General features: G+C 67.3%; 22 protein-coding genes, 1 tRNA gene and 1 pseudogene. 13 read left to right on the forward strand and 11 right to left on the reverse strand.

Annotated elements, in window-relative coordinates; all coding sequences use genetic code 11:
* Positions 1 to 628: 628 nt before the first annotated feature.
* Positions 629 to 1135, reverse strand: a complete 507-nt coding sequence (locus PMES_RS09715; protein ID WP_159965526.1) for a hypothetical protein — start codon at positions 1133 to 1135, stop codon at positions 629 to 631.
* 91 nt (positions 1136 to 1226) lie between these two features.
* Here PMES_RS09715 and moaA point away from each other — a divergent pair, with 91 nt between their 5' ends.
* On the forward strand, positions 1227 to 2231 hold the full coding sequence (gene moaA, locus PMES_RS09720) for a GTP 3',8-cyclase MoaA (RefSeq protein ID WP_159965527.1): 1005 nt from the start codon (positions 1227 to 1229) through the stop codon (positions 2229 to 2231).
* Positions 2232 to 2297: 66 nt separating this feature from the next.
* Here the strand turns inward: moaA and PMES_RS09725 are convergent, their stop codons facing one another.
* The 10 genes from PMES_RS09725 to PMES_RS09770 all read right to left on the reverse strand — a co-directional run bounded on the left by PMES_RS09725 (position 2298) and on the right by PMES_RS09770 (position 13358).
* Positions 2298 to 3461, reverse strand: coding sequence for a M20 aminoacylase family protein (locus PMES_RS09725; protein ID WP_159965528.1), 1164 nt, complete (start codon positions 3459 to 3461; stop codon positions 2298 to 2300).
* Positions 3462 to 3490: 29 nt separating this feature from the next.
* Positions 3491 to 4852, reverse strand: coding sequence for an NAD(P)/FAD-dependent oxidoreductase (locus PMES_RS09730; protein ID WP_159965529.1), 1362 nt, complete (start codon positions 4850 to 4852; stop codon positions 3491 to 3493).
* A 50-nt stretch (positions 4853 to 4902) separates the two neighbouring features.
* Positions 4903 to 5889 carry an alpha/beta hydrolase gene (locus tag PMES_RS09735; RefSeq protein ID WP_159965530.1) on the reverse strand — a complete coding sequence of 329 codons (987 nt, stop codon included), beginning with the start codon at positions 5887 to 5889 and terminating at the stop codon, positions 4903 to 4905.
* A 118-nt stretch (positions 5890 to 6007) separates the two neighbouring features.
* A complete protein-coding gene (locus PMES_RS09740) occupies positions 6008 to 7288 on the reverse strand; it encodes a DUF3422 family protein (RefSeq protein ID WP_159965531.1) in 1281 nt (426 codons plus the stop codon).
* A 139-nt stretch (positions 7289 to 7427) separates the two neighbouring features.
* Positions 7428 to 8453, reverse strand: a complete 1026-nt coding sequence (locus PMES_RS09745; RefSeq protein ID WP_159965532.1) for an oligopeptide/dipeptide ABC transporter ATP-binding protein — start codon at positions 8451 to 8453, stop codon at positions 7428 to 7430.
* The gene (locus PMES_RS09750) at positions 8450 to 9424 is read right to left on the reverse strand and encodes an oligopeptide/dipeptide ABC transporter ATP-binding protein (RefSeq protein ID WP_159965533.1); all 975 of its coding nucleotides are present in this window, start codon (positions 9422 to 9424) and stop codon (positions 8450 to 8452) included. Before PMES_RS09750 ends, PMES_RS09745 begins: the two co-directional genes overlap by 4 nt.
* A complete protein-coding gene (locus PMES_RS09755; RefSeq protein ID WP_201288987.1) occupies positions 9424 to 10356 on the reverse strand; it encodes an ABC transporter permease subunit in 933 nt (310 codons plus the stop codon). The genes PMES_RS09750 and PMES_RS09755 overlap by 1 nt, the downstream gene beginning before the upstream one ends.
* Positions 10357 to 10358: 2 nt before the next feature.
* Positions 10359 to 11282 carry an oligopeptide ABC transporter permease OppB gene (gene oppB / locus PMES_RS09760; RefSeq protein WP_159965534.1) on the reverse strand — a complete coding sequence of 308 codons (924 nt, stop codon included), beginning with the start codon at positions 11280 to 11282 and terminating at the stop codon, positions 10359 to 10361.
* Between the two features lie 64 nt (positions 11283 to 11346).
* A complete protein-coding gene (locus PMES_RS09765; RefSeq protein ID WP_201288988.1) occupies positions 11347 to 12984 on the reverse strand; it encodes a peptide ABC transporter substrate-binding protein in 1638 nt (545 codons plus the stop codon).
* 299 nt (positions 12985 to 13283) lie between these two features.
* A tRNA-Thr gene (locus PMES_RS09770) sits at positions 13284 to 13358 on the reverse strand.
* 261 nt (positions 13359 to 13619) lie between these two features.
* Between PMES_RS09770 and PMES_RS09775 the strand changes: the two genes are divergently transcribed.
* From PMES_RS09775 to PMES_RS09825, 12 genes and pseudogenes are all read left to right on the forward strand, one after another.
* Positions 13620 to 13838 (forward strand): hypothetical protein, encoded by a 219-nt coding sequence (locus PMES_RS09775; protein WP_159965535.1) that lies wholly within the window; start codon positions 13620 to 13622, stop codon positions 13836 to 13838.
* Between the two features lie 13 nt (positions 13839 to 13851).
* Positions 13852 to 15120, forward strand: coding sequence for a UDP-N-acetylglucosamine 1-carboxyvinyltransferase (murA, locus tag PMES_RS09780; protein WP_159965536.1), 1269 nt, complete (start codon positions 13852 to 13854; stop codon positions 15118 to 15120).
* A pseudogene (locus PMES_RS16705) lies at positions 15117 to 15584 on the forward strand (DUF2948 family protein); the annotation flags it as partial. The gene murA and the pseudogene PMES_RS16705, both read left to right, overlap by 4 nt.
* 108 nt (positions 15585 to 15692) lie before the next feature.
* Positions 15693 to 17000 carry a histidinol dehydrogenase gene (hisD, locus tag PMES_RS09785; RefSeq protein WP_236549770.1) on the forward strand — a complete coding sequence of 436 codons (1308 nt, stop codon included), beginning with the start codon at positions 15693 to 15695 and terminating at the stop codon, positions 16998 to 17000.
* On the forward strand, positions 16997 to 17467 hold the full coding sequence (locus PMES_RS09790) for a UPF0262 family protein (protein WP_159965538.1): 471 nt from the start codon (positions 16997 to 16999) through the stop codon (positions 17465 to 17467). The genes hisD and PMES_RS09790 overlap by 4 nt, the downstream gene beginning before the upstream one ends.
* A 5-nt stretch (positions 17468 to 17472) precedes the next feature.
* Entirely contained in the window at positions 17473 to 17931 is a 459-nt protein-coding gene (locus PMES_RS09795) for an arsenate-mycothiol transferase ArsC (protein WP_159965539.1), read from the forward strand.
* Positions 17928 to 18515: a GNAT family N-acetyltransferase gene (locus tag PMES_RS09800; protein ID WP_159965540.1), complete on the forward strand. Its 588-nt coding sequence runs from the start codon at positions 17928 to 17930 to the stop codon at positions 18513 to 18515. Before PMES_RS09795 ends, PMES_RS09800 begins: the two co-directional genes overlap by 4 nt.
* Positions 18512 to 19402 (forward strand): carbon-nitrogen hydrolase family protein, encoded by an 891-nt coding sequence (locus tag PMES_RS09805; RefSeq protein ID WP_159965541.1) that lies wholly within the window; start codon positions 18512 to 18514, stop codon positions 19400 to 19402. The genes PMES_RS09800 and PMES_RS09805 overlap by 4 nt, the downstream gene beginning before the upstream one ends.
* 68 nt (positions 19403 to 19470) lie before the next feature.
* The gene (infA, locus tag PMES_RS09810) at positions 19471 to 19689 is read left to right on the forward strand and encodes a translation initiation factor IF-1 (RefSeq protein ID WP_007205486.1); all 219 of its coding nucleotides are present in this window, start codon (positions 19471 to 19473) and stop codon (positions 19687 to 19689) included.
* 7 nt (positions 19690 to 19696) lie between these two features.
* Complete coding sequence (locus PMES_RS09815) at positions 19697 to 20272, forward strand: Maf family protein (protein WP_159965542.1); 576 nt, start codon at positions 19697 to 19699, stop codon at positions 20270 to 20272.
* Complete coding sequence (locus tag PMES_RS09820; protein ID WP_159965543.1) at positions 20269 to 21318, forward strand: ribonuclease E/G; 1050 nt, start codon at positions 20269 to 20271, stop codon at positions 21316 to 21318. Before PMES_RS09815 ends, PMES_RS09820 begins: the two co-directional genes overlap by 4 nt.
* Complete coding sequence (locus tag PMES_RS09825) at positions 21315 to 21488, forward strand: DNA gyrase inhibitor YacG (protein ID WP_159965544.1); 174 nt, start codon at positions 21315 to 21317, stop codon at positions 21486 to 21488. The genes PMES_RS09820 and PMES_RS09825 overlap by 4 nt, the downstream gene beginning before the upstream one ends.
* The last annotated feature ends 64 nt before the right edge of the window (positions 21489 to 21552 follow it).

Consider the following 21552-nt stretch of genomic DNA (forward strand, 5'->3'; position numbering starts at 1 on the left):
AACGTACCTATCACTAGCCGGAATCCGGTGTCTAGGGAAACCGAACTAGCCGTCAATGCGGCTAGTTAAGTATATAGGCCCCAAACGATACGGTTAAACCGCAGCAGCGCGTTTTCATCGTCAACGCATGTCGATTGGGAAAAGTTCAGTGCTCCATCACCCCTCCTCGCCGGCGGGTGACTGTTCGGGCGCAGAGGCGCTTCCAGAGGGCGACAAAAGGGAGCGCTTGGGGAATCTGCGCTGCGCAAGAGGATATGTCTGCGCTCGGTGGGTCGCCCTACTTCGGCCAGTCCCGTCATTGCTCGGCAAGCCCGATCGGATCGCGGCTCGGACCCGAACAACCTGGAACACCTGACAGGAGGGGACCTTCCCGTACCGACGATGATGCGCATCACTTGGCAACGAGAAGACGCGGCATCTGGCCAGCCGATGGAAACCATGAAGTTACTGGTGCGCCTGGTCGCCACCGCGCGGACCACGGGATCTTGAAAGTGCCACCCCGGCGCGCCGCCCGACCGCTGCACGGCCGGGGTGGCAAGAAGGACGGGACACGATGCCATAACCAAGCCCCCTCCCCCGGTCGCACTGCCCTCAAGCGGAAGGACCACGCCCTGAAGCGTCGACAGGATTACTGCGCGTAGACCTTGAGCGTCGGCAAATCCGTCAGGCCGATCTCCAGCACGCGCAGGGCAGCGAGGGAGATCTCGCTACCGGCGGTGTCGGGTCCATCCAGAGGGATCAGCTCGACCATCGCGCTCTTGCCGCTTGCCGCATCCTCGACCCGGCCGCTACCGGCCGCATCGGCGAGGGGCGTGCGGATCCAGAGCCCCGGGCGCGTCGCATCCCCGAGCGAGGCCACGGTCTCCCCGAGCAGACGCTCGGCATCGGCCGCGGGCTTGCGCGCCGCGGCCGCCTTCTGCTCGGGCGTCGTGGTATCGAGCGCGGCAGCCGTGCGCGCGCTTGCGGGCGGGGCCGGTGCCTTGACGACTTGCGCGGGCGCCGGCGCGGGGGGCGCCTGGGGCGCCGCGGGCGGCATGTCGGCGCGCGGGGTGGCGGCCGTGCGCGCGCCGTTCATCGCAGGCTGGCAGGCGGCAAGAAGGACGATGGCCGGAAGGGCCAGGATTGCGCGGTGCATGATCATGTTCCACAGGTTAGTGATCCGCCCGCCCGTCATCAATGGCGAAGGCCCCTTGCGGGCGGGCCATACGCTACCTAGAATCGGACCCATGGAAAACAAGCTCATAGACCCGTTCCAGCGCGCGATCTCTTATCTTCGCGTCTCGGTGACAGATCGCTGCGATTTTCGTTGCGTCTATTGCATGGCCGAAAACATGACGTTCCTACCCAAGAAGGAACTGCTCACCCTCGAGGAGCTCGACCGGATGTGCTCGACCTTCGTCGGGCTCGGGGTCGAGAAGCTGCGCATTACCGGTGGCGAGCCTCTGGTGCGGCGCGGCATCCTGAGCTTCTTCCAGAACATGAGCCGGCATCTGGACAGCGGCGCTCTCAAGGAGCTGACACTGACCACCAATGGCTCGCAGCTTTTCCGCTTCGCCGACGATCTCTATGCCGCGGGCGTGCGCCGGGTGAACATCTCGCTCGACACGCTCGACGAGGAGAAATTCGCCCGCGTCACCCGCTGGGGCCGCCTGCCGCAAGTGATGAAGGGCATCGACGCCGCGCAAAAGGCCGGGCTCCGGGTCAAGATCAACACCGTGGCGCTGAAGGGCTTCAACGAGGAGGAGCTCTTCGATCTCACGCGGTGGTGCGCCGAGCGCGACATGGATCTCACCTTCATCGAGGTGATGCCGATGGGCGATCTGGGCAACGAGGACCGGGTCGGGCAGTATTGGCCGCTCAGCGATCTGCGCCGGCAATTGGCGAGCGAATATACCCTGACGGAGCTGACCGAGCGCTCGGGCGGTCCGGCACGCTATGTGCGGCTCGAGGAGACGGGCCAGAAGATCGGCTTCATCACCCCCCTCACCCATAATTTCTGCGAGAGCTGCAACCGTGTGCGCCTGACCTGCACCGGCGAGCTCTACATGTGCCTCGGACAGGAGGACATGGCCGACCTGCGCGCGCCCCTGCGCGCCAGCGAGGATGACGCGGTGCTCGAGAACGCGATCCGCGCCGCCATCTCGCTCAAGCCCAAGGGGCACGATTTCGACTATTCGCGTCAACGTGCCGACGGGCAGATGACCCGCCACATGAGCCATACCGGGGGCTGATCCCCGGACGGGCATGGGAAAGCGGGACGGGATGCCAGCATGCCCTGCCCCGCCCGCGCCCTCTTTTCAGCCGAGCGGCATCCGCTGCTCGGCAAGCTGCACCCACCACGAACATCCCGCCGGAATGGCCTCGTCGTTGAAATCGTATTCGGGGTGATGCACCGGAGCCGTGTCGCCGTTGCCGACGAGGATATAGGCGCCCGGACGCGCCTCCAGCATGAAGGCGAAATCCTCTCCGCCCATGATGAGCGGCGCCTCGGCGCAGCCTCCCGCGACCTGGCGCGCAACATCCGCGGCGAACCGGGTGCTGTCGGTCTCGTTGACCATGACGGGATAGTTGCGCGTGTAGTCGATCCGCGCCGCCGCGCCGAAGGCGAGCGCCGTCTGCTCGGCGATGCGGTGCAGGCGATCCTGCGCGAGATCCTGCACCTGCGGCGTGAGGCTGCGCACCGTGCCCTTCAGCGTGACGCTCTGCGGCAGAACGTTGAACGCGGTCGAGGATGTCTCGAAGCTGGTCACGGAGACGACCACCTGCTCGACCGGATCGACATTGCGCGAGGCGATGCTCTGCAGGGCGAGCACCACGTGGCTCGCGACCACCGTGCTGTCGATCGCGTCCTGCGGCTTGGCGGCGTGACCCCCCTTCCCTTCGATGGTGATCTCGAAGATGTCGGTCGCCGCGAAGAAGGGTCCGGGCCGGATCGCGAATTCACCGGTCGGAATGCCCGGCCAATTGTGCATTCCATAGACTTCCTGGATGCCGAACCGCTCCATCATCCCGTCCTCGACCATCTCCCGGCCGCCGCCGCCGCCTTCCTCGGCCGGCTGGAAGATGACCGCGACCGTGCCGTCGAAATTGCGCGTCTCCGCGAGATATTGCGCCGCGCCCAGCAGCATCGCGGTATGGCCGTCATGTCCGCAGGCGTGCATGGCGTCCGGAACCGTCGAGGCATGCTCGAGCCCGGTCGCCTCGCGTATGGGAAGCGCATCCATGTCCGCCCGCAGACCCACGACCCGGCCCGAACCGGTTGCGCGGCCGTGGATCAACCCGACGACGCCGGTGCGCCCAAGCCCCTCGACCACCTCGTCGCAGCCGAACGCGCGCAGCTTCTCGGCGACCAGCGCAGATGTCCGCTGCGTGTCGAAGAGGATTTCGGGATGGGCATGGATATCACGGCGCCATTGCGTGATCTGGGGCAGCAGCTCGGCAAAGCGATTGGTCAATGGCATCGGATGATGGTCCTGTTTTCCTGAACATGTCAAAGATGCGGGCCCTGTGCGATCGGGCTACCGTCGGAGAATCGGCCCATGCGGAACCGGGTCAGATCATGCCCCGGATCGCGGTCCATCGCCAGATCGGCGGCGATGCGGCCGATCCCGGGGCCGATCCCGAAGCCGTGCCCGGACAGCCCCGTGGCCACGATCAGCCCCGGCAGGGCCGCGCAGCGGTCGAGCACCGGAACGATGTCGGGCATCGTGTCGATCATCCCCGCCCATTGCCCGGCAAGGCGCACCGGCCCAATGCGGGGGAAGCGGGCCGCGAAACGGCCGGCGATCTCGCGCAGCTTGCGCGGCGAGGGCCGGGGATCGAGCACGCGCATCCGCTCGAAGGGCGATACCTCGTCGCCGCTCCAGCGGCGCGGCGTGCTCCAGGCGTCGGGCCAGCCGCGCGGCGCGGCGGGCCGGAAGGCGGTGCCGGCGAGATCTGAGCGGATCTGCGGCGCGAAGGCCCGCAGCGCCCTGAACGCATCGGGACCGATGAAAAGCTCGTGCCAGTTGCTTGGAGCGAGCGTGTAGCCCCCATCCGCCCGGCGGCGGAAGGCAAGGCGACTGTCGGCGGCACATCCCGCGAAGACCTCCGGCATGGGGGCCGTCGCCGCCACGGAGGCACGAACGGAAAGCTGCGGCAGCCAGACACCGTGATTGCGCAAGAAGAGCGACGACCATGCCCCGCCCGCCAGGACCACCCGCGGCGCGCTGATCCGCCCCGTCTCGCTCACCGCCCCCGCGACCTTGCCGGCGACGATGTCCAGCCGGCGCACCGCGACCTCCTCGCAGATCACGGCCCCCGCGCGCTCCGCGTGGCGCGCCAGTTCCGGCACCGCCACGAAAGGCTCGGCGCGCATGTCGCTGGCCGTCCAGAGCGCACCCTTCCAGCCGCCCGCGGCCGCCGGCATCATCTCGTAGCAGCGCACATCGCTCAGAAGTTTCGATTCGATCCCGTTCGCGCGGGCATGGGGCAGCCACGCGTCGTAGCGTTCGAGATCGCGCTCCCTGTCCACCAGGTAGAGCGTGCCCGTCTGGCGCAGCCCGAGCGCGCCGCCCGTCTCGGTATCGAAACGCCGCCAGTGCCGCGCCGCCTCGACGACGATGGGTAGTTCCGCCGGGTCGCGCCCCTGCTGGCGGATCCAGCCCCAGTTGCGCGAGGATTGCTCGCCCGCGATACGCCCCTTTTCCAGAAGGACGCATCTGAGCCCGGCGCGCGCTGCGAAGAGCGCTGCCGTGACCCCGGCGATCCCGCCGCCGATAATCACCAGATCGGCCTCCTGCGGCACCTGGCCGCGAAACCGCCGCGTCGTGGCCGCCGTGACCGGGCCATCGGAATGCCGCGCCGCCTCCATTCCTGCTCTCCCCGTGATGCGGCGCCCCGCACTGGCGGGACGCCTGCCGGTTACTGGGCCGCCTGCCCGTTATCCTGCGCAGTGCCTTGGGCATTGTCCTGCGTGTTGTCCTGGCCGTTGCCTTGCGCGTTCTCCTGCCGCGCATCCGTTTCCGAGGCCGGCAGCGTGCCACCGGGGAAGGCGGCATGGCCGAACACGAATTCGAGCGCCTCGGGGAGGGTTTCCTCCCAGACCCGCCATTCGTGATCGCCGTCCACGACGCGGAACTCGACCGCGTCGGGCTGATGTTCGCGCAGCGCCTGGTAGAGCACGGCGGCATGGTAGGCGATGTCGAAGACATCGTGATCGCCCGAGTTGATGTAGAGCGGCACGACGGTCTCCTGCGCCATGTAGTCGTCGATATGGGCGGTATAGTTCAGCTCGGTCCATTTCGCCGGATCGTAGTTGCCCTCGGCGTCCAGGTAGGCCGGATGCCGGTTGCCCGACGAGCTTTCGGGCGGCTGCGGCACGTAGGAGGCGGGCGACAGGGCCGCGCCGGCGGCGAACATGTCCGGATGCTCGAGCACGAAGTTGACGGTGCCGTAGCCCCCCGCCGACAGCCCCCCGATCACCCGGCCCTCGCGTTCGGGGATCACCCGCCATGTGCTTTCGACATGCGGGATCAGGTCCTCGAAGAATGCCGTCTCGGCCTTCTCGTTGTAGCCGTCGACCCACCAGCTCTCGCTGCCGGGCATGATGACCACGGCGGGCGGAATGCGCCCCTCCTCGATCATCCGGTCGAGCGTCGCCTTCGCGTTCCCCTTGCGCAGCCAGTCGGTCTCGTTCCCGAAAGAGCCATGCAGAAGATACATGTGCGGATAGCGCAGATCGCCATCCTCGTAGCCATCCGGTGTGTAGATCGTATAGGCGTAGTCGCGTCCGAGCGTGTCGGAGGCGAAACTGTAGCGCGCCGCCTCGCCGGCCGCCGCGATCTGCGCGGCCGCAAGCAGCGGCAATGCCGCGATGCCGGCCAGCGCCGAAGTCGTTATCCGGTCCATGTCATCTCCCTCCCGAAGATCGTGCGGCCCTCGGCCGCAGGATGACCCAAGCACAGCGCCGAAGGAGGAGCAACACGGGCCCGGGCCAGACCGCGCGGGCGGCGGCGGGCCGCCGGCCCTATTCCACGGATTTGCGGATCCGGCGCACCATGGCCCAGACCAGGAGCACCACCACCGGCGTCAGGATCGCCGTTCCCATCCCCTTGCTCAGCCCAAGCGGACCCAGGGCGGGATAGGCCAGGTAGCTTGCAAGGCTCACCGCGTAATAACTGATCGCGACGACCGAGAGCCCTTCGACGGTATGCTGCAGACGCAGTTGCAGATCGGCGCGGCGATCCATGCTCTCGAGCAGTTCCTGGTTCTGCGCGGAGCGTTCGACATCGACCCGCGTGCGCAGCAGGTTGCCCGCCCGGATCGCCCTGTCCGACATCTCGTGCAGCCGCTTCTCCGTCGCCTTGACGGTGCGCATCGATGGGTCGAACCGACGCATCATGAATTCGGCGAGCGTCTGGCGACCCCCGAGATTGGCCTCGCGCAGAACCGCGATACGCTGGTTGACCAGCGCCTCGTAGGCGGTCGTCGCCCCGAAACGGAAGGAACTTTGCGCCAGCAGCGTCTCGAGCTCGGCGGAGGTCTCCAGAAGGGCCTTCAAGGTCACGTCCGGCTGGCTCACCTCGGCCGTCATCTCGGTCGTCAGGGCGCCGAGCTCGCGATCGAGCTGCCCCAGGTTGCCCGACAGGACCCGCGCCCGCGCCAGTCCCAACATCGACATCGCCTTGTAGGTCTCGATCTCGCAAAGCCTCTGGACGATGCGCCCGACCCGGCGTGCCCCGGTTCCCGGCGCCGTGAAGACCGCCATGCGCATATGCCCCGCCGGGTCGATCCGGAAATCGGACGCGATCACCGCGGAGGCGTCGAGAACCCGGCTGACGGCCATGCTTTCGGGCACGAGCCAGGATTTGAGCTTCTCCATCATCGCATTCTCGTCCGGGATCGGCTCGACCCGGATCAGGACGGACGTGACCCGCGTGCCCGGCGCCCGCGCCAGCCAATCGTCGGGGAAGACCGAGAATTGCGACGGATCGAAGGGACGGTCGGCCACGCCGGGCCCGAAGATGGTATAGGTGACGAACTCGGTATGCTGCTCCCATTTCAGCTCGTAGCGTCCGATCTTGCCGAAGTAATGGGTGGCTTCCGGTTCGGGATGCTGCGCTCCGAAGCGGTCGAGAAGCTCCAGCAGATGCGCGCGGTCGAGGCTCCGGTCGCGCGCGGCGGCATCGCGCGGCTGCTTGATGGCCAGATGCGCGGCGAAACAGGGCGGCGTCAGTGTCGGGAACGGCCGCGCATGCAGCTCGTTCGACAGCGTGTAACGCAAGGGGTGATCTTGAACCGGGCTCATGGGGTCTCCGCTACATCATGCGGCGCGAGACTAGCCATGCAGGCCCGCCGGTGGAAGGGTGCATGGCGCGGGGCCGGCGCGATCGATGTGCCTGGATGCGCCGCATCCCCGGACGCGCGCCCCTGCATGCCCGCGCCGCCTATTCCCCGCCCTTCCCTGCCGGGGCTTCGGCCTCGGGTCCGGCCGGGGGCCCGTGCCAGGGACAGGCCACGAGATGCCGCGCGCCGTGGCGCAGGACCGGCACCGGGGGAACGGCGCAGCTCTCGCGCGCCCGCGGGCACCGCGTGCGAAAGACGCAGCCCGATGGCGGATCGAGCGCCGAAGGAAGCTCTCCTTGCAGGACGGGACGGGCGCGGGCGCGTTCGGCCGCCGGATCGGGGATCGGCACCGAGGAGATCAGGGCCTGCGTGTAGGGATGGCGCGGATCGCCGATCAGCGCGCCCGCCGGCGCCTCCTCCATTTCGCGCCCCAGATACATGACGAGGATACGGTCCGAGATGTGGCGCACGACGCTCAGGTCATGGGCGATGAAGATCATCGCCAGCCCCATGTCGCGTTGCAGCGCGCGCAGCATGTTGACCACCTGCGCCTGCACCGACACGTCGAGGGCGGAGACCGGCTCGTCGCAGACGACGAGACGCGGCTCGAGGATGAGGGCGCGCGCGATGCCGATCCTCTGGCATTGTCCGCCCGAGAACTCGTGCGGATAGCGGTTGACGAGGCCGGGCAGCAGGCCGACGCGCTCCATCATCGCCCCGACGCGGTTTCGGGTCTCGGCTCGGCCGAGCTTCGGCAGATGCGTGCGCAGCGGCTCGGCGATGATCTGGCCGACCGTCATGCGCGGGTTCAGGGCCGCCAGGGGATCCTGGAACACCATCTGCATGTCGCGGCGCATCGCCCGGCGCGGCTCGGCGCCCAGCGCGAGGATATCCGTGCCCTCCCACAAGATGCGCCCGGAACGCGCCGGGACGGTTCCGATCACCGCCCGCGCGAGCGTCGACTTGCCCGAGCCGCTCTCGCCCACGATGCCCAGCGTCTCGCCGGCTGCCAGCTCGAAGCTCATGTCCTCCACCGCCCGCAAACGGTCAGGAGGGGTCCAGGGCCAGGCCCCGCGCGGCTTGACGTCGAAGCCGACGCACAGGTTCTCGACTTGCAGAAGGCTCATCGTACCGCCTCCGGATCGGCATGACAGGCACGCAGCCACGATCCCTCGCCGGCCTTTCGCGGCACCAGCGGCGGCATCCGGGCGCAGGCATCCATCGCGAACGCGCAGCGCGGCGCGAAGGGGCAGCCCGGCGGCGCGTGCGACATGTCCGGCGGATCGCCCGGAATCGTGCGCAACGCGTCCTGCACGATGTCGAGGCGCGGCACGGCGGCCAGCAATCCCGCGGTGTAGGGATGGGACGGGGCGTGGAAGAGCGCCTCGGTCGGGCCCTCCTCCATCACGCGCCCCCCATAGAGGACGACGGTGCGCGCACAGCTTCCCGCGACGATGCCCAGGTCATGCGTGATCAGGATCATCGACATGTCGAACTCGCGCTGCAGCTCCTCCAGAAGCTGGATGATCTGCGCCTGCACCGTCACGTCGAGCGCCGTGGTCGGCTCATCCGCGATTAGCAGGCGGGGGCGGCACAGAAGGGCCATCGCGATCATGATCCTCTGACGCATCCCTCCCGAGAACTCGTGCGGATACATTCGGATGCGCTGCGCGGCGCCGGGGATCTGCACGGCATCGAGCATCTCGATCGCCCGTGCCAGCGCCGCCTTGCGCGACAGTCCCAGATGCTGCCGCAGCACCTCGGTCATCTGCTCGGAAATCCGCAGGTAGGGATTGAGCGAGGTCATGGGGTCCTGGAAGATCATCGCGATCTGCTCGGCGCGGATCGCGTTGAGCGCGCGCGGGCGCAGGCCGAGGATCTCGCGCCCATCGAAGCGCACCGAGCCGTTGGCGGTGCCGTTGCGCGCCAGGAGGCCCATCAGCGCGAAGGCGGTCTGGCTCTTGCCGGACCCGCTCTCGCCCACGATTGCGAGAGTCTCTCCCGCGGCCAGATCGAGCGAGACGCCGTTCACCGCGTTCACCGTGCCGTCATTGGTCCGGAAGCTGACATGGAGATCGTCGATGCGGAGCAAACTCATCAGCGGTCCTTGGGATCGAGCGCATCGCGCAGCCCATCCCCCAGAAAGAAGAAGGCGAAAAGGGTGACGACGAAGAAGGCGAGCGGAAAGGCGAGCATCCAGGGCGTCTCGTTGCGCATGTTCTGCGCCCCCGCGTTGATCAGCGCACCCCAGGACGTGGAGGGCTCCTGAACGCCGAGACCGAGAAAGCTGATGAAGCTTTCGAAGATGATCATGCTGGGCACGAGCAAGGTGGCGTAGACGATCACCACCCCCAGCAGGTTCGGCACGATATGGCGCCAGATGATCACCGGTCGGCGCACCCCGGTGGCGATCGCCGCCTCGACGAATTCGCGGTTCTTGATGCTCAATGTCTGGCCGCGCGCGATCCGCGCCATGTCGAGCCAGGAGATCAGGCCGATCCCGACGAAAAGCATGATCAGCGAGCGCTCGAACACGACGAGGAGCAAGATCAGCACGAACATGTAGGGGATCGACATCATCAGATCGACGATGCGCATCATGACCTGGTCCGTGCGCCCGCCGACATAGCCCGCGGTCGCGCCCCATGCGGTGCCCACGACGACCGAGATGAGCGCGCCGACAATCCCGACCATGAGGCTGATCCGGGTGCCCTGCACGGTGCGCGCGAAAAGATCCCGCCCCGTCTCGTCCACCCCGAAATAATGTCCGTTCGACAGGGACGGTCCGCCCACCTGCGGCACGTTGCCGAGCATCGCCCAGTCGATCTCCTCGTTGTTCCAGACCGCGAAATGCTGGCCGAAGAGCGCGAAGGCGATGACGAGCCCGAGGATGGCAAGGCTCGCCACCGCCGCGCGGTTGCGCAGGAAACGCGCCCGCGCATCGGCCCAGAGCGAGCGTCCGGCCGGCGTGTCGGCGCCGGCGGCCTGCAGCCTCGGCGCGGATGCGATTGCCCGGCGAAACAGCATCATGCTCAGTACCTGATCTTGGGGTCGATCCAGGCATAGAGCACGTCGACGAGAAGGTTGAACAGAACGGTGAGCGTACCGATCAGGATGGTGATCCCCATGATCACCGAGTAGTCGCGCGCCAGCGCCGAGTTGACGAAGAACTGGCCGATCCCCCCCGTCGAGAAGAACACGTCGATAAGCACCGATCCGGTGATCATCCCGACGAAGGCCGGCCCAAGATAGGAGATGATGGGCAGCAGGGCCGGTTTGAGCGCATGGCGCAGGACGATCCGCCGCATCGGCAGCCCCTTGGCGCGGGCCGTCCTGATGAAGCCCGCCCCCAGCACTTCGAGCATGGAGGAGCGCGTGATGCGCGCGATCGAGGCCATGTAGGACGTACTGAGCGCGATCACCGGCAGGATCACGTATGCAGCCTGCCCGCCGCGCCAGCCGCCCCCGGGCAGCCAGCCCAGCCACAGGGTGAAGATGAGCACGAGGATCGGGGCCATCACGAAATTGGGGAGCACCTGCGCGCCGACGGAGATGCCGACCGCGAGCGTATCGAGCCAGGAATTGTGGTAGACGGCTGCGAGCAGCCCCAGCGTGCCGCCCACCGTGATCGCCACGAGGAAGGACCAGAACCCGTAGGTCAGTGTCACCGGAAAGCCCTGCGCGATCAGGTCGTTCACGGTGCGGTCCTTGAACTTGAAGGAGGGGCCGAAATCGAATTGCGTCATGACGTTCCACACATAGATGCCCATCCGCTCCAGAAGCGAGCGGTCGAGCCCGTATTTCGCCTCGAGATTGGCGAGCACGGCCGGCGGCACGCCGCGCTCGCTGGCGAACGGGCTGCCGGGTGCGGCCTCCATGAGCAGGAAGGAAAAGACGATCAGCGCCAGGATGGTCGGTATCGCGATCGCGAGGCGTCGCAGGATGAACGCGGTCATGCGCGGCCCTTCGGGTTTGCGGGGCGCCCGGCCCTATCGCCGAGGCGCCCGTTGGGTCAGGGGATCACTCCTCGGCGGTGCGATAGAAATCCTTCACGTACCAGTTGTTCTCGACGTTCTGCATCGGGAAGCCCTTCACCGCCGGGTTCAGCAGGAAGGTGTTGGAGTAGTGATAGACGGGGATGATCGCGCTTTGCTCGGCGATGATCTGCTCGGCCTGGCTGTATTGCTCGTTCGGCGTGTCCGAGGTCTTGGAGGCGGCCATCAGCGCGTCGTATTCCTCGTTCGAGAACTGGCCGTCATTGGAGCCATGGGTGGTGGTGAGCAGGTCGAGAAAGGTTGAGGCCTCGTTGTAGTCCCCGCACCACGCCGAACGCGCGAGATCGAAATTGCCGGCCTTGCGCACGTCAAGATAGGTCGACCATTCCATGTTCTCGAGCGTCGTCTCGACGCCAAGCTTCTGTTTCCACATCTGGGTGACCACAGTGGCGATCTGCTTGTGGTTCTCGGAGGTGTTGTAGATCAGCTTCAGCTCGAGCTCATCGACCCCGGCCTCCTCCATCAGCTCCTTGGCACGCGCGTCGCGCTCGGCCTGGCTCATCGAGGCCATGGCGATGTTCGGCATCTCGAAGCCGGCCGTGGCGGCATGGGCGAAATTGTAGGCCGGGGTCTGTCCGCCCTGCAGGATCTGATCGACGATCACCTCGCGGTCGACGGCGAGGTTGAGCGCTTCGCGCACCTTGGGATCCTGCAACTCGGGCTTGGCATCGTCGCGCAGGTTGAAGGCATAGTAATACGAGCACAGGCGCGGCACGGAATGCGCCTCGTCCGGGCGTTCCTCCTCGAGCCGGGGATAGGCGCCGGCGGGAAGCGGCTCGAGCATGTCGAACTCGCCCGATTCGTAGCGTGTCAGAGCCTGGTTCTCGTCGTTGATGACGAGGCCCGTCACCTCCTCGATGATGACATTTTCGGCATCCCAGTATTCGGGGTTCTTCTCGAGCGTGAAATACTCGTTCAGCGCCAGCTCCTTGAGGTTGTAGGCGCCGTTGTTGACCATGTTCTCGGGGCGGGTCCAGTCGGAGCCGAACTCCTCGATCGTGGCCTTGTGCGCCGGCAGCAGCGTCGCATAGGTCGTCATCGCCGGGAAATAGGGCAGCGGCTGTGTCAGCGTGACCTTCAGCGTGCGCTCGTCCACCGCCTCGACGCCAAGCTCGGACGGGTCCATCTCGCCCGCTACGATCTGGGCCGCATTCTTCATCGAGGTCAGCTCGACATACCAGGCATAGGGCGAGGCGGTTTCGGGATCGGCGGCGCGCTGCCAGCCATAGACGAAATCCTGCGCCGTGACCGGATCACCGTTCGACCACGTCGCATCCTCGCGCAGCTTGAAGGTGTAGACGGTGTTGCCCTCGCTGGCCTCGAAGCCCTCGGCGACGCCCGGGCGCAGGTTGCCCTCGGCATCCTGGATCATCAGCCCCTCGAAGAGCTGGCGGATCACGTGATTGCCGGCGGTTTCCTCGTTGAGCTGCGGATCGAGCGTGGGGAACTGGTCGAGCAGGCGATAGCTGTAGGTCTGCTCGGCGGCGAGTGCCTCGCCGGTCTCGGGGTGCTCGGTCATGGCATGGGTCTCGGCAAGGCCCGGAACGGCCGAAAAGGCAAGGAGGGCCGCCGCGCTGACGGTCGCGATCTGCTTGTGGAACATGGTCTGTCTCCCTTGGAATGGGGCTCTGCGGCCCCGTCGCGATGACTGCCTCCGCTCGAGGCGCCGATCTTGCCTCCATCCATGCAGCCGCATCTGGCCAATGCAAGGGTTTCCCTGAAGGAAAGTCCGGGGGAGGAATGGTGCGCGCGGATCGCCCACCCCGCGCCGCTTGCGGATATGCACGGCTTTCGCCTCCGCGCCGGGGCACCATCGCCGGGCACGCATCCTGCGCCGTGGGGAAAACGGCAAGCGGCATCGCGCGCCCCTGGCGGTCTTGGGTCATCATGTGGGAAAACCGATGGTGCTGCTGGAGAGAATTGAACTCTCGACCTCTCCCTTACCAAGGGAGTGCTCTACCTCTGAGCTACAGCAGCGCCGTGTCGGTGGCGGCTGATTAGTCGCAAAGCCTGCAGGGTGCAAGGGGGTGGTTGCGGGGTTTTTGCCTTTTTGCCGGCATGCCTCCTTCCCTGCCGCCAGCGCCCCTGCCCCCGCATACCCGCCACGGCGTTTTGGCCGTGAGACCGAGGCCCCTCTCGTCCGGGGCGTTCCGCATGACATCTGGCCCCCGCGCCGCATGATGCGATGTTTGGCCCGGCGATCTGGACGGGTGGTCCGGCCTCGGCTAAGCACCCCACATGAGCACCCGAGACGGCACGCCCGGCAGACGACGCCCCCCCGCCACGCGCGAGGACCGCCTTAAGGCCGCGTTGAAGGCCAACCTTGCCCGGCGCAAGTCGCAGGCCCGCGCGCGGGACGCGGCCGGGAACGCGCCGGAGGATGGCGACGCGGCGCGGTCCGATCCCAACGCACCGGACCGCGCCCGCGACCCCGAAAGCCCCGACCGGGCGGAATGAGACAGGACAGATCATGGATTCGATTCTCGTAACCGGCGGCCACGCGCTGAACGGCACCATCCCGATCGCGGGGGCCAAGAACGCCTGTCTCGCGCTGATGCCGGCGACGCTGCTCACCGATGACCCCCTGACATTGACCAACGCGCCGCGCCTGAGCGACATCGCCACGATGACGGCGCTGCTCAAGTCGCTCGGCGCCGAGGTGACGGCGCTGCAATCGGGCCAGGTCCTGGCCATGTCCTCCCATGCGCTGACATCGCAGCGCGCCGATTACGACATCGTGCGCAAGATGCGCGCCTCGATCCTCGTGCTCGGCCCGCTGCTCGCGCGCTTCGGTCATGCCGAGGTCTCGCTTCCGGGCGGCTGCGCGATCGGGGCACGCCCCGTCGATCTGCATCTCGCGGGCCTCGAGGCGCTTGGCGCCGAGCTGGAGCTGCGCGACGGTTACGTCCATGCCAAGGCGCCGGGCGGTCTCAGGGGCGGGCGCGTCGTATTCCCGATCGTCTCTGTCGGGGCGACCGAGAACGTGTTGATGGCCGCGACCCTCGCCAAGGGCACGACCGTCATCGAGAACGCCGCGCGCGAGCCCGAGATCGTCGATCTTGCGCAATGCCTGCGCCGCATGGGCGCGCGGATCGAGGGCGAGGGCAGCGCGCGCATCACCATCGAGGGGGTCGACGCGCTGCACGGCGCCACCCATCCGGTGGTCACCGACCGCATCGAGCTGGGCACCTACATGCTGGCCCCCGCCTTCTGTGGCGGCGAGGTCGAATGCCTCGGCGGGCGGATCGAACTGGTGCAGTCCTTCTGCGAGAAGCTCGACGAGGCCGGCATCCATGTCGAGCAGACGGAGCGCGGCCTCAAGGTCGCGCGGCGCGGCGACCGCATTCGCGCGGTCGATATCGAGACGCAGCCCTTCCCGGGCTTTCCCACCGATCTGCAGGCGCAGATGATGGCCCTCCTGTGCACCGCCGACGGCACGTCCGTGCTCGAGGAGAAGATCTTCGAGAACCGCTTCATGCATGCCCCGGAACTGATCCGCATGGGTGCGCGTATCGATGTGCATGGCGGACACGCTACGGTCACCGGCGTCGAGCGGCTGCGCGGGGCCCCGGTCATGGCCACGGACCTGCGCGCCAGCGTCTCGCTGATCCTCGCCGGCCTGGCGGCGGAAGGCGAGACGGTGGTCAACCGCGTCTATCACCTCGATCGCGGCTATGAGCGTGTCGAGGAAAAGCTGAGTGCCTGTGGCGCGAAGATCGAGAGGATCAGGGGAACATGACGTCAAATACCGGGGATGCAAGTTTCGCCGACGGCGCGGAGCGGCCCGTGCGGCTCAGGGCGCTCGACACGGAGGATCTGCAGATCATCTCGTCCCTCGCGCAGGACGCCGTCTTTCCGATCACCGAGATGCGCTGGCAGCGTGGACAGCGCCGCTTCGCGCTTCTGGTGAACCGGTTCAGATGGGAGGATGCACCCCTTGCCGAGCGGCGCAAGCGCCCCTTCGAGCGCGTGCAGTCGGTCCTGAGCATCGAGGATGTGCAGACCGTGCGCAGCCAGGGCATCGACCGCGGCGAGCGCGACACGGTCCTGTCGATCCTGTCGATCGATTTCACGCCCGGTGAGGATGGCACGGGCGAACTGCTGCTGACGCTGGCCGGCGACGGCGCGATTGCCCTCGATGTCGAGACGCTCGAGGTGAGCCTGCGCGATGTCACCCGCCCCTACGCCGCGCCGTCGGGAAAGATGCCAGCCCATCCCGACACGCCGCGCGGATCGGACGATCCTGCCCTTGCCGCCCCTGCCCTCGGGACCGGCACGGACGATCCCGCCCCGGCGCAGGGCCGCGGCCCGATGCGCCTGTCGAGCGAAGACGCGGATTTCGAACGACGCTTCACCGCCCTCCTGGAGATGAAGCGCGAGGACAGCCCCGATGTCGACGAGACGGTGGCGGGGATCATCGCCCAGATTCGCGCGCGCGGCGACGAGGCGCTCATCGAGCTGACTGAAAAGTTTGACGGTCTGCGCCTGACCCCACAGACACTCGCCTTCAGCGAGGAGGAAATCGAGGCCGAATGCGCCAAGGTGCCGGCCGAGGAGCGCGCCGCGCTCGAACTCGCCGCCGAGCGCATCCGCGACTACCATGCCCGCCAACTTCCCCAGGATGCCGACTGGACCGATGCGCAAGGGGCAAGGCTCGGCTGGCGCTGGGGTCCGGTCGCGGCCGCTGGCCTCTATGTTCCGGGCGGCACCGCCTCCTACCCCTCCTCGGTGCTGATGAACGCGATTCCCGCCCGTGTCGCCGGTGTCGACCGGCTGGTCATCACGGCGCCCACCCCGAACGGGAAGAGCAATCCGCTGGTGCTTCTCGCCGCGCGGCTCTCGGGGGTGGAGACGGTCTACCGCATCGGCGGCGCGCAGGCAATCGCGGCACTGGCCTATGGCACCGAGACGATCCGTCCCGTGGACAAGATCACCGGGCCGGGCAACGCCTATGTCGCGGCGGCCAAGCGCCGGGTCTTCGGCAAGGTGGGCATCGACATGATCGCCGGCCCTTCCGAGATCCTGGTGATCGCCGATGCGCAGAACGATCCTGACTGGATCGCGCTCGATCTGCTCAGCCAGGCCGAGCATGATCCCAGCGCGCAATCCATCCTGATCACCACGGATGCGGACTTCGGCGATGCCGTGGCCGAAGCGGTCGCGGCGCGCCTTGCCACGCTGCAGCGCGGCCCGATCGCGGCGCAGAGCTGGCGCGAGAACGGCGCCATCATCACGGTTCGCGATCTGCGGGAGGCGGCCGCCCTGTCCGACAGGATCGCACCGGAGCATCTCGAGCTTTGCGTCGCCGATCCCGAGGCCCTGGCGGGCCGTATCCGTCACGCCGGGGCCATCTTCCTCGGCCAGTGGACGCCGGAGGCGATCGGCGATTACGTGGGCGGCCCGAACCACGTGCTGCCGACGGCACGTTCGGCCCGCTTCTCCTCCGGCCTGTCGGTGCTCGATTTCATGAAGCGCAGCACCATGGCCACCATGACCCCGGCGGCCCTTGCCGCGATCGGGCCGGCGGCCGAGACGCTGGCGCGCTCCGAAAGCCTCGAGGCACACGGCCTTTCCGTCAGCGCGCGGCTCGCCAAGCGCAACGAGATGCCGGGATCATGAGCGGGATCAGGCGGATCGCGATCGACGATGCGGGATTGCCGCCCCCCACGCCGGCCATCGAGCAGGAACGGCGGGTGGCGATCTTCGACCTGCTCGAGGAGAACAGCTTCGCTCTGGTCGAGCATCCCGCAAGCCCCGAAGGCTATGCCCTGACCCTTGCCATCCGCGAGCGGCGTCTCGTCCTTGAGATCGCCGAGCTGGACGGCGCCGAGGTCGCGGCCTTCCATCTCTCTCTGGGCCCCTTCAGGCAGGTGGTGAAGGATTACTTCCAGATCTGCGAGAGCTATTTCGACGCAGTCAAGCGCCTGCCGCCCAGTCAGATCGAGACGATCGACATGGCGCGGCGCGGCATCCATACCGAGGGCGCGCGCGTGCTCGCGGAACGGCTCGAGGGCAAGGCGCGGATCGATCTGGACACCGCGCGCCGTCTCTTCACGCTGATCTGCGTCCTGCAGTTCGGGAGCTAGCCCGCATGGCACGGCTTCCGCGCGCGGTTCTTTTCTGCTGCGATCAGAACGCGGTGCGCTCCCCCATGGCGGAAGGCATCATGAAGCGGCTTCACGGCCGCGCGCTCTACGTGCAATCCGCCGGATTGCGCGGCGAGCTGGAGATCGACGGCTTCGCGGTCGCGGTCTGCCGCGAGATCGGCGTGGAACTGGAGCGCCACCGGACCCGTTCCTTCGACGAAATGCGGGACCGGGGCGACGATCTCTCCGGTTTCGACCTCGTGGTCGCCCTGTCTCCGGCGTCCCGGCGCCGGGCGCTCGATCTGACCAGGGACCGCGGCATGCGCGTGGAATACTGGCCGGTCGCGACACCCGTCGCGACGGGCGACGGACGCGAGGCGATCCTCGATACCTACCGCCAGACCCGCGACCGGATCCTCCAACTGATCCTCGAGCGGTTCGGCCCAGCGACGGAGCACGCATGAGCGTCGACATCAGAATTCTCAAGGGCGACGACGTGGAGCCGCAGCTCGATGCCCTTGCACGGCTGCGGATCAAGGTCTTCCACGACTTCCCCTACTACTACGACGGCGACTACGCCTACGAGCGTGCCTATTGCGAGACGTATCGCGACAATGAAAGGGCGATCCTCGTCGGCGCTTTCGACGGGCAGACGCTGATCGGTGCCGCGACCGGCACCCCGCTCGAGGATCACGAGCCGCAATACGTGCAACCTTATGCCGAGGCCGGCTACGAGGTGGATCAGATCTTCTACTGCGCCGAATCGGTCTTGCTGCCGGAATATCGCGGCCATGGGCTGGGGCATGCCTTCTTCGATCAGCGCGAGAAGCACGCGGTTGCGCTCGGGCGCAGATATGCGACCTTCTGCTCGGTGATGCGCCCCGACGATCACCCCGCCCGCCCCGAGGATTACCAGCCCCTCGACGGTTTCTGGGAAAAGCGCGGCTATGCGCGGATGGACGACATGACGACCTACTACCATTGGCGCGACCGGGGCGAGGATCAGGAGACAATCAAGCAGATGCAGATTTGGATGAGAGAACTGTGAAGATCGCAACGTCCGCATATCCCGTCGACTGGCATGCCAGCTGGGCCGATTATGAGGAGAAGCTCGAACTGTGGGTGGCGATGGCGGCCCAACAAGGAGCCGAGCTTCTGGTCTTTCCCGAATATGCCGGCATGGAGGCCTCGCTGATCGGCGAGCCGCATGATGCCGCGCAGCCCGATGGCTGGGCCCTCTCGGCGGTCGCCGCGATGGCCGACGGCATCAACGTGCACGCGCGCCTTGCCGCCGATTACGGGGTGCATATCCTCGCGGGAAGCGGTCCCACGCGCGATTTCGACAGTGGCAAGATCGTCAACCGCGCGACCTTCCTGTCGCCGGACGGGCGGCGCGGCTTTCAGGACAAGCAGATCCTCACCCCCTGGGAGCGCCGCGAGACGCCGCTGTCGCCAGGACGCGGGTTGAGCGCCTTCGACACCGATCTGGGCCGGATCTCGATCCTCATCTGCTACGATTCGGAGTTCCCACTTCTCGCACGCGCCCTGCCCTGCGATGTCCTCCTCATTCCGTCCTGTACCGACGGGCCGGCCGGCTACACGCGCGTCAGGGTCGCGGGACGTGCCCGCGCGCTCGAAGGGCAATGCGTGGCGGTGCAATCCGCGACGGTCGGTGCCACGCCGCTCTGCCCCTACCTCGACGAGAATTCGGGTGCCGGCGGCATCTTCGGTCCGCCTGATTCGGGTTTCGGCACATCGGGCATCCTCGCCGATGGACGGCTCGATCAACCCGGCTGGACCTATGCCGAGATCGAGGTCGACGAGCTTCCCGACTATCGCGGCGCCGCGCAGGTTTCGGTCTCCGAGCACTGGGATGAGCAGCTGGACTGCATTCAGAACATAAATCACCGCCCCCTTGCGGTGATGAAGTCTTGAATATGCGGCGCTTTGGCCTCATCTAGTGCCACGCCGGCAGATCCGCCGGCAGCAAACACGGAGTCGACATGGCCAAGGAAGAACTGCTCGAATTTCCAGGCGTCGTAAAGGAACTCCTGCCCAATGCGACGTTTCGGGTCGAGCTGGAGAACGGCCATGAGATCATCGCACATACGGCAGGCAAGATGCGCAAGAACCGCATCCGCGTTCTGGCAGGTGACAAGGTGCAGGTCGAGATGACCCCCTATGATCTGACCAAGGGACGGATCAATTACCGGTTCAAGTGAGGCCGCGATGCGCCTGATCCTCGGATCGGGCTCGCCCCGGCGCCTCGAGTTGCTCGCGCAGCTCGGGCTCGTTCCCGATGCCGTCAGGGCGCCGGAGATCGACGAGACGCCCGAGCGCGGCGAGCTTCCCCGCCCCTATTGCCAGCGCATGGCGCGCCAGAAACTGGCCGCCCTGCCCCCCGGCCCCGGCGAGGTCGTGCTCTGCGCCGACACCACCGTGGCGCTGGGGCGGCGCATCTTGGGTAAACCGCGCGATGAGAAGGAGGCCGCGGCCTTCCTCCACGCGCTTTCGGGTCGCCGGCACAAGGTGATCACCGCGATCGCCGCCGGATGCGGCACGCAGCGATGGGAGCGGGACGTGGTGACGACCGTCATGATGAAACGCCTCTCCGATGACGAGGTGAACGGCTACCTCGCGACCGAAGACTGGCGCGGCAAGGCCGGTGCCTATGGCATCCAGGGACCGGCCGGCGCGCTGATCCCGTGGATCAGGGGATCCTTCTCGGCCGTCGTCGGCTTGCCGCTCGCCGAAACCGCCCATGTTCTCGCCGCCGCTGGCCTGCCGGTCTGGAGGCGCGCATGAAGGGCCGGATCGTGGTGCTTGGCACCCTTGCGGACCGGCGCGCCGCCGCGCTGCTCGTCGATGGCCGGCTCGACGATCTGCTGATCGAGGATGGCGGCGACCGCCCCGCCCTCGGCGCCACCTACAGGGCCGTCGCCGACCGTCCGATGAAGGGTCAGGGCGGCATCGTCCTGAAACTTGCGGATGGCGCGCGCGGTTTCTTGCGGCAATCCAAGGGGATCGCCCCCGGTGATGCGCTGACCGTTCAGACGACGGGCCATGCCGAGCCGGGCAAGGCCACTCCCGTCACCCCTGACATTCTCTTCAAGTCGCGGTTCGTGATCGTCACCCCGGGGCGCCCGGGCTACAATGTCAGCCGCAGCCTGCGCGACGACGAGCGGCGCGACGAACTGCTTGCGCTGGTCCATGACGTGGCCGGCCCGCCCGCCGATCTCGGCCTGATCCTTCGCTCCGCCGCCGAGACCGGCAGCGACGAGGACATCGCCGATGACATCCTCGCCACGATCGCGACCGCCCGCGCCATCCTCGCCGAGGATGGCAATGCGCCGGAGCTGCTGCTGGACGGGCCCGATCCCCATGCGCTGGCCTGGCGCGACTGGCAGATGCCGGATGCCATCGAAACCGATGCCGACGCTTTCGACCGGCTTGGCGTGATCGATGCCATCGACGCGCTGCGCGGCCCGGCGGTGGAGCTCGGCGGTGAGGGGCGGATGTATGTCGAGGCGACGCGCGCGATGGTCACGGTGGATGTAAACACCGGCGCCGACACTTCGCTCGCCGCGGGGCTGAAGGCCAATATCGCCGCCATCAGGGCCCTGCCCGCTCAGCTGCGCTGCCGCGGTCTGGGCGGTCAGGTGACCATCGACCTCGCACCGATGGCCAAGAAGGAACGCCGCACCATCGAGCAGGTCCTGCGCGCCGCCTTCCGCGCCGACAGCGTGGATACCATCTTGGCGGGCTGGACGCCGCTTGGCTGCTTCGAGTTGCAGCGCAAGCGCGAACGCCTGCCGCTGCACGAGACGCTTCCCAAGGGTTGGAACCGATGAGCTGCCCGATCTGCGCCCGTCCCGCTTCGCCGAGCTACAGGCCGTTCTGCTCGCGCCGCTGCGCCGATATCGACCTCGGGAAATGGCTGACGGGCGGCTATTCCCTGCCCGAAGGCGTGGGCGAGGAGGAAGACGAGACGGCTCCGGAAAAACCTTCGCTTCCGCATTGATTTTTCCCCTTGGGCCTCTGGACTTGCCCCGCCGCCGCGTCTAAGACAGCGCCACCCGCCGGGG

Source organism: Profundibacterium mesophilum KAUST100406-0324 (assembly GCF_009835145.1).
Taxonomy (GTDB): domain Bacteria; phylum Pseudomonadota; class Alphaproteobacteria; order Rhodobacterales; family Rhodobacteraceae; genus Profundibacterium; species Profundibacterium mesophilum.

Coding starts and splice junctions, on each gene's coding strand:
- PMES_RS09715 (WP_159965526.1), bottom strand. CDS start 1,135: ATGCACCGCGCAATCCTGGCCCTTCCGGCCATCGTCCTTCTTGCCGCC.
- moaA (WP_159965527.1), top strand. CDS start 1,227: ATGGAAAACAAGCTCATAGACCCGTTCCAGCGCGCGATCTCTTATCTT.
- PMES_RS09725 (WP_159965528.1), bottom strand. CDS start 3,461: ATGCCATTGACCAATCGCTTTGCCGAGCTGCTGCCCCAGATCACGCAA.
- PMES_RS09730 (WP_159965529.1), bottom strand. CDS start 4,852: ATGGAGGCGGCGCGGCATTCCGATGGCCCGGTCACGGCGGCCACGACG.
- PMES_RS09735 (WP_159965530.1), bottom strand. CDS start 5,889: ATGGACCGGATAACGACTTCGGCGCTGGCCGGCATCGCGGCATTGCCG.
- PMES_RS09740 (WP_159965531.1), bottom strand. CDS start 7,288: ATGAGCCCGGTTCAAGATCACCCCTTGCGTTACACGCTGTCGAACGAG.
- PMES_RS09745 (WP_159965532.1), bottom strand. CDS start 8,453: ATGAGCCTTCTGCAAGTCGAGAACCTGTGCGTCGGCTTCGACGTCAAG.
- PMES_RS09750 (WP_159965533.1), bottom strand. CDS start 9,424: ATGAGTTTGCTCCGCATCGACGATCTCCATGTCAGCTTCCGGACCAAT.
- PMES_RS09755 (WP_201288987.1), bottom strand. CDS start 10,356: ATGATGCTGTTTCGCCGGGCAATCGCATCCGCGCCGAGGCTGCAGGCC.
- oppB (WP_159965534.1), bottom strand. CDS start 11,282: ATGACCGCGTTCATCCTGCGACGCCTCGCGATCGCGATACCGACCATC.
- PMES_RS09765 (WP_201288988.1), bottom strand. CDS start 12,984: ATGTTCCACAAGCAGATCGCGACCGTCAGCGCGGCGGCCCTCCTTGCC.
- PMES_RS09775 (WP_159965535.1), top strand. CDS start 13,620: ATGAGCACCCGAGACGGCACGCCCGGCAGACGACGCCCCCCCGCCACG.
- murA (WP_159965536.1), top strand. CDS start 13,852: ATGGATTCGATTCTCGTAACCGGCGGCCACGCGCTGAACGGCACCATC.
- hisD (WP_236549770.1), top strand. CDS start 15,693: ATGCGCCTGTCGAGCGAAGACGCGGATTTCGAACGACGCTTCACCGCC.
- PMES_RS09790 (WP_159965538.1), top strand. CDS start 16,997: ATGAGCGGGATCAGGCGGATCGCGATCGACGATGCGGGATTGCCGCCC.
- PMES_RS09795 (WP_159965539.1), top strand. CDS start 17,473: ATGGCACGGCTTCCGCGCGCGGTTCTTTTCTGCTGCGATCAGAACGCG.
- PMES_RS09800 (WP_159965540.1), top strand. CDS start 17,928: ATGAGCGTCGACATCAGAATTCTCAAGGGCGACGACGTGGAGCCGCAG.
- infA (WP_007205486.1), top strand. CDS start 19,471: ATGGCCAAGGAAGAACTGCTCGAATTTCCAGGCGTCGTAAAGGAACTC.
- PMES_RS09815 (WP_159965542.1), top strand. CDS start 19,697: ATGCGCCTGATCCTCGGATCGGGCTCGCCCCGGCGCCTCGAGTTGCTC.
- PMES_RS09820 (WP_159965543.1), top strand. CDS start 20,269: ATGAAGGGCCGGATCGTGGTGCTTGGCACCCTTGCGGACCGGCGCGCC.
- PMES_RS09825 (WP_159965544.1), top strand. CDS start 21,315: ATGAGCTGCCCGATCTGCGCCCGTCCCGCTTCGCCGAGCTACAGGCCG.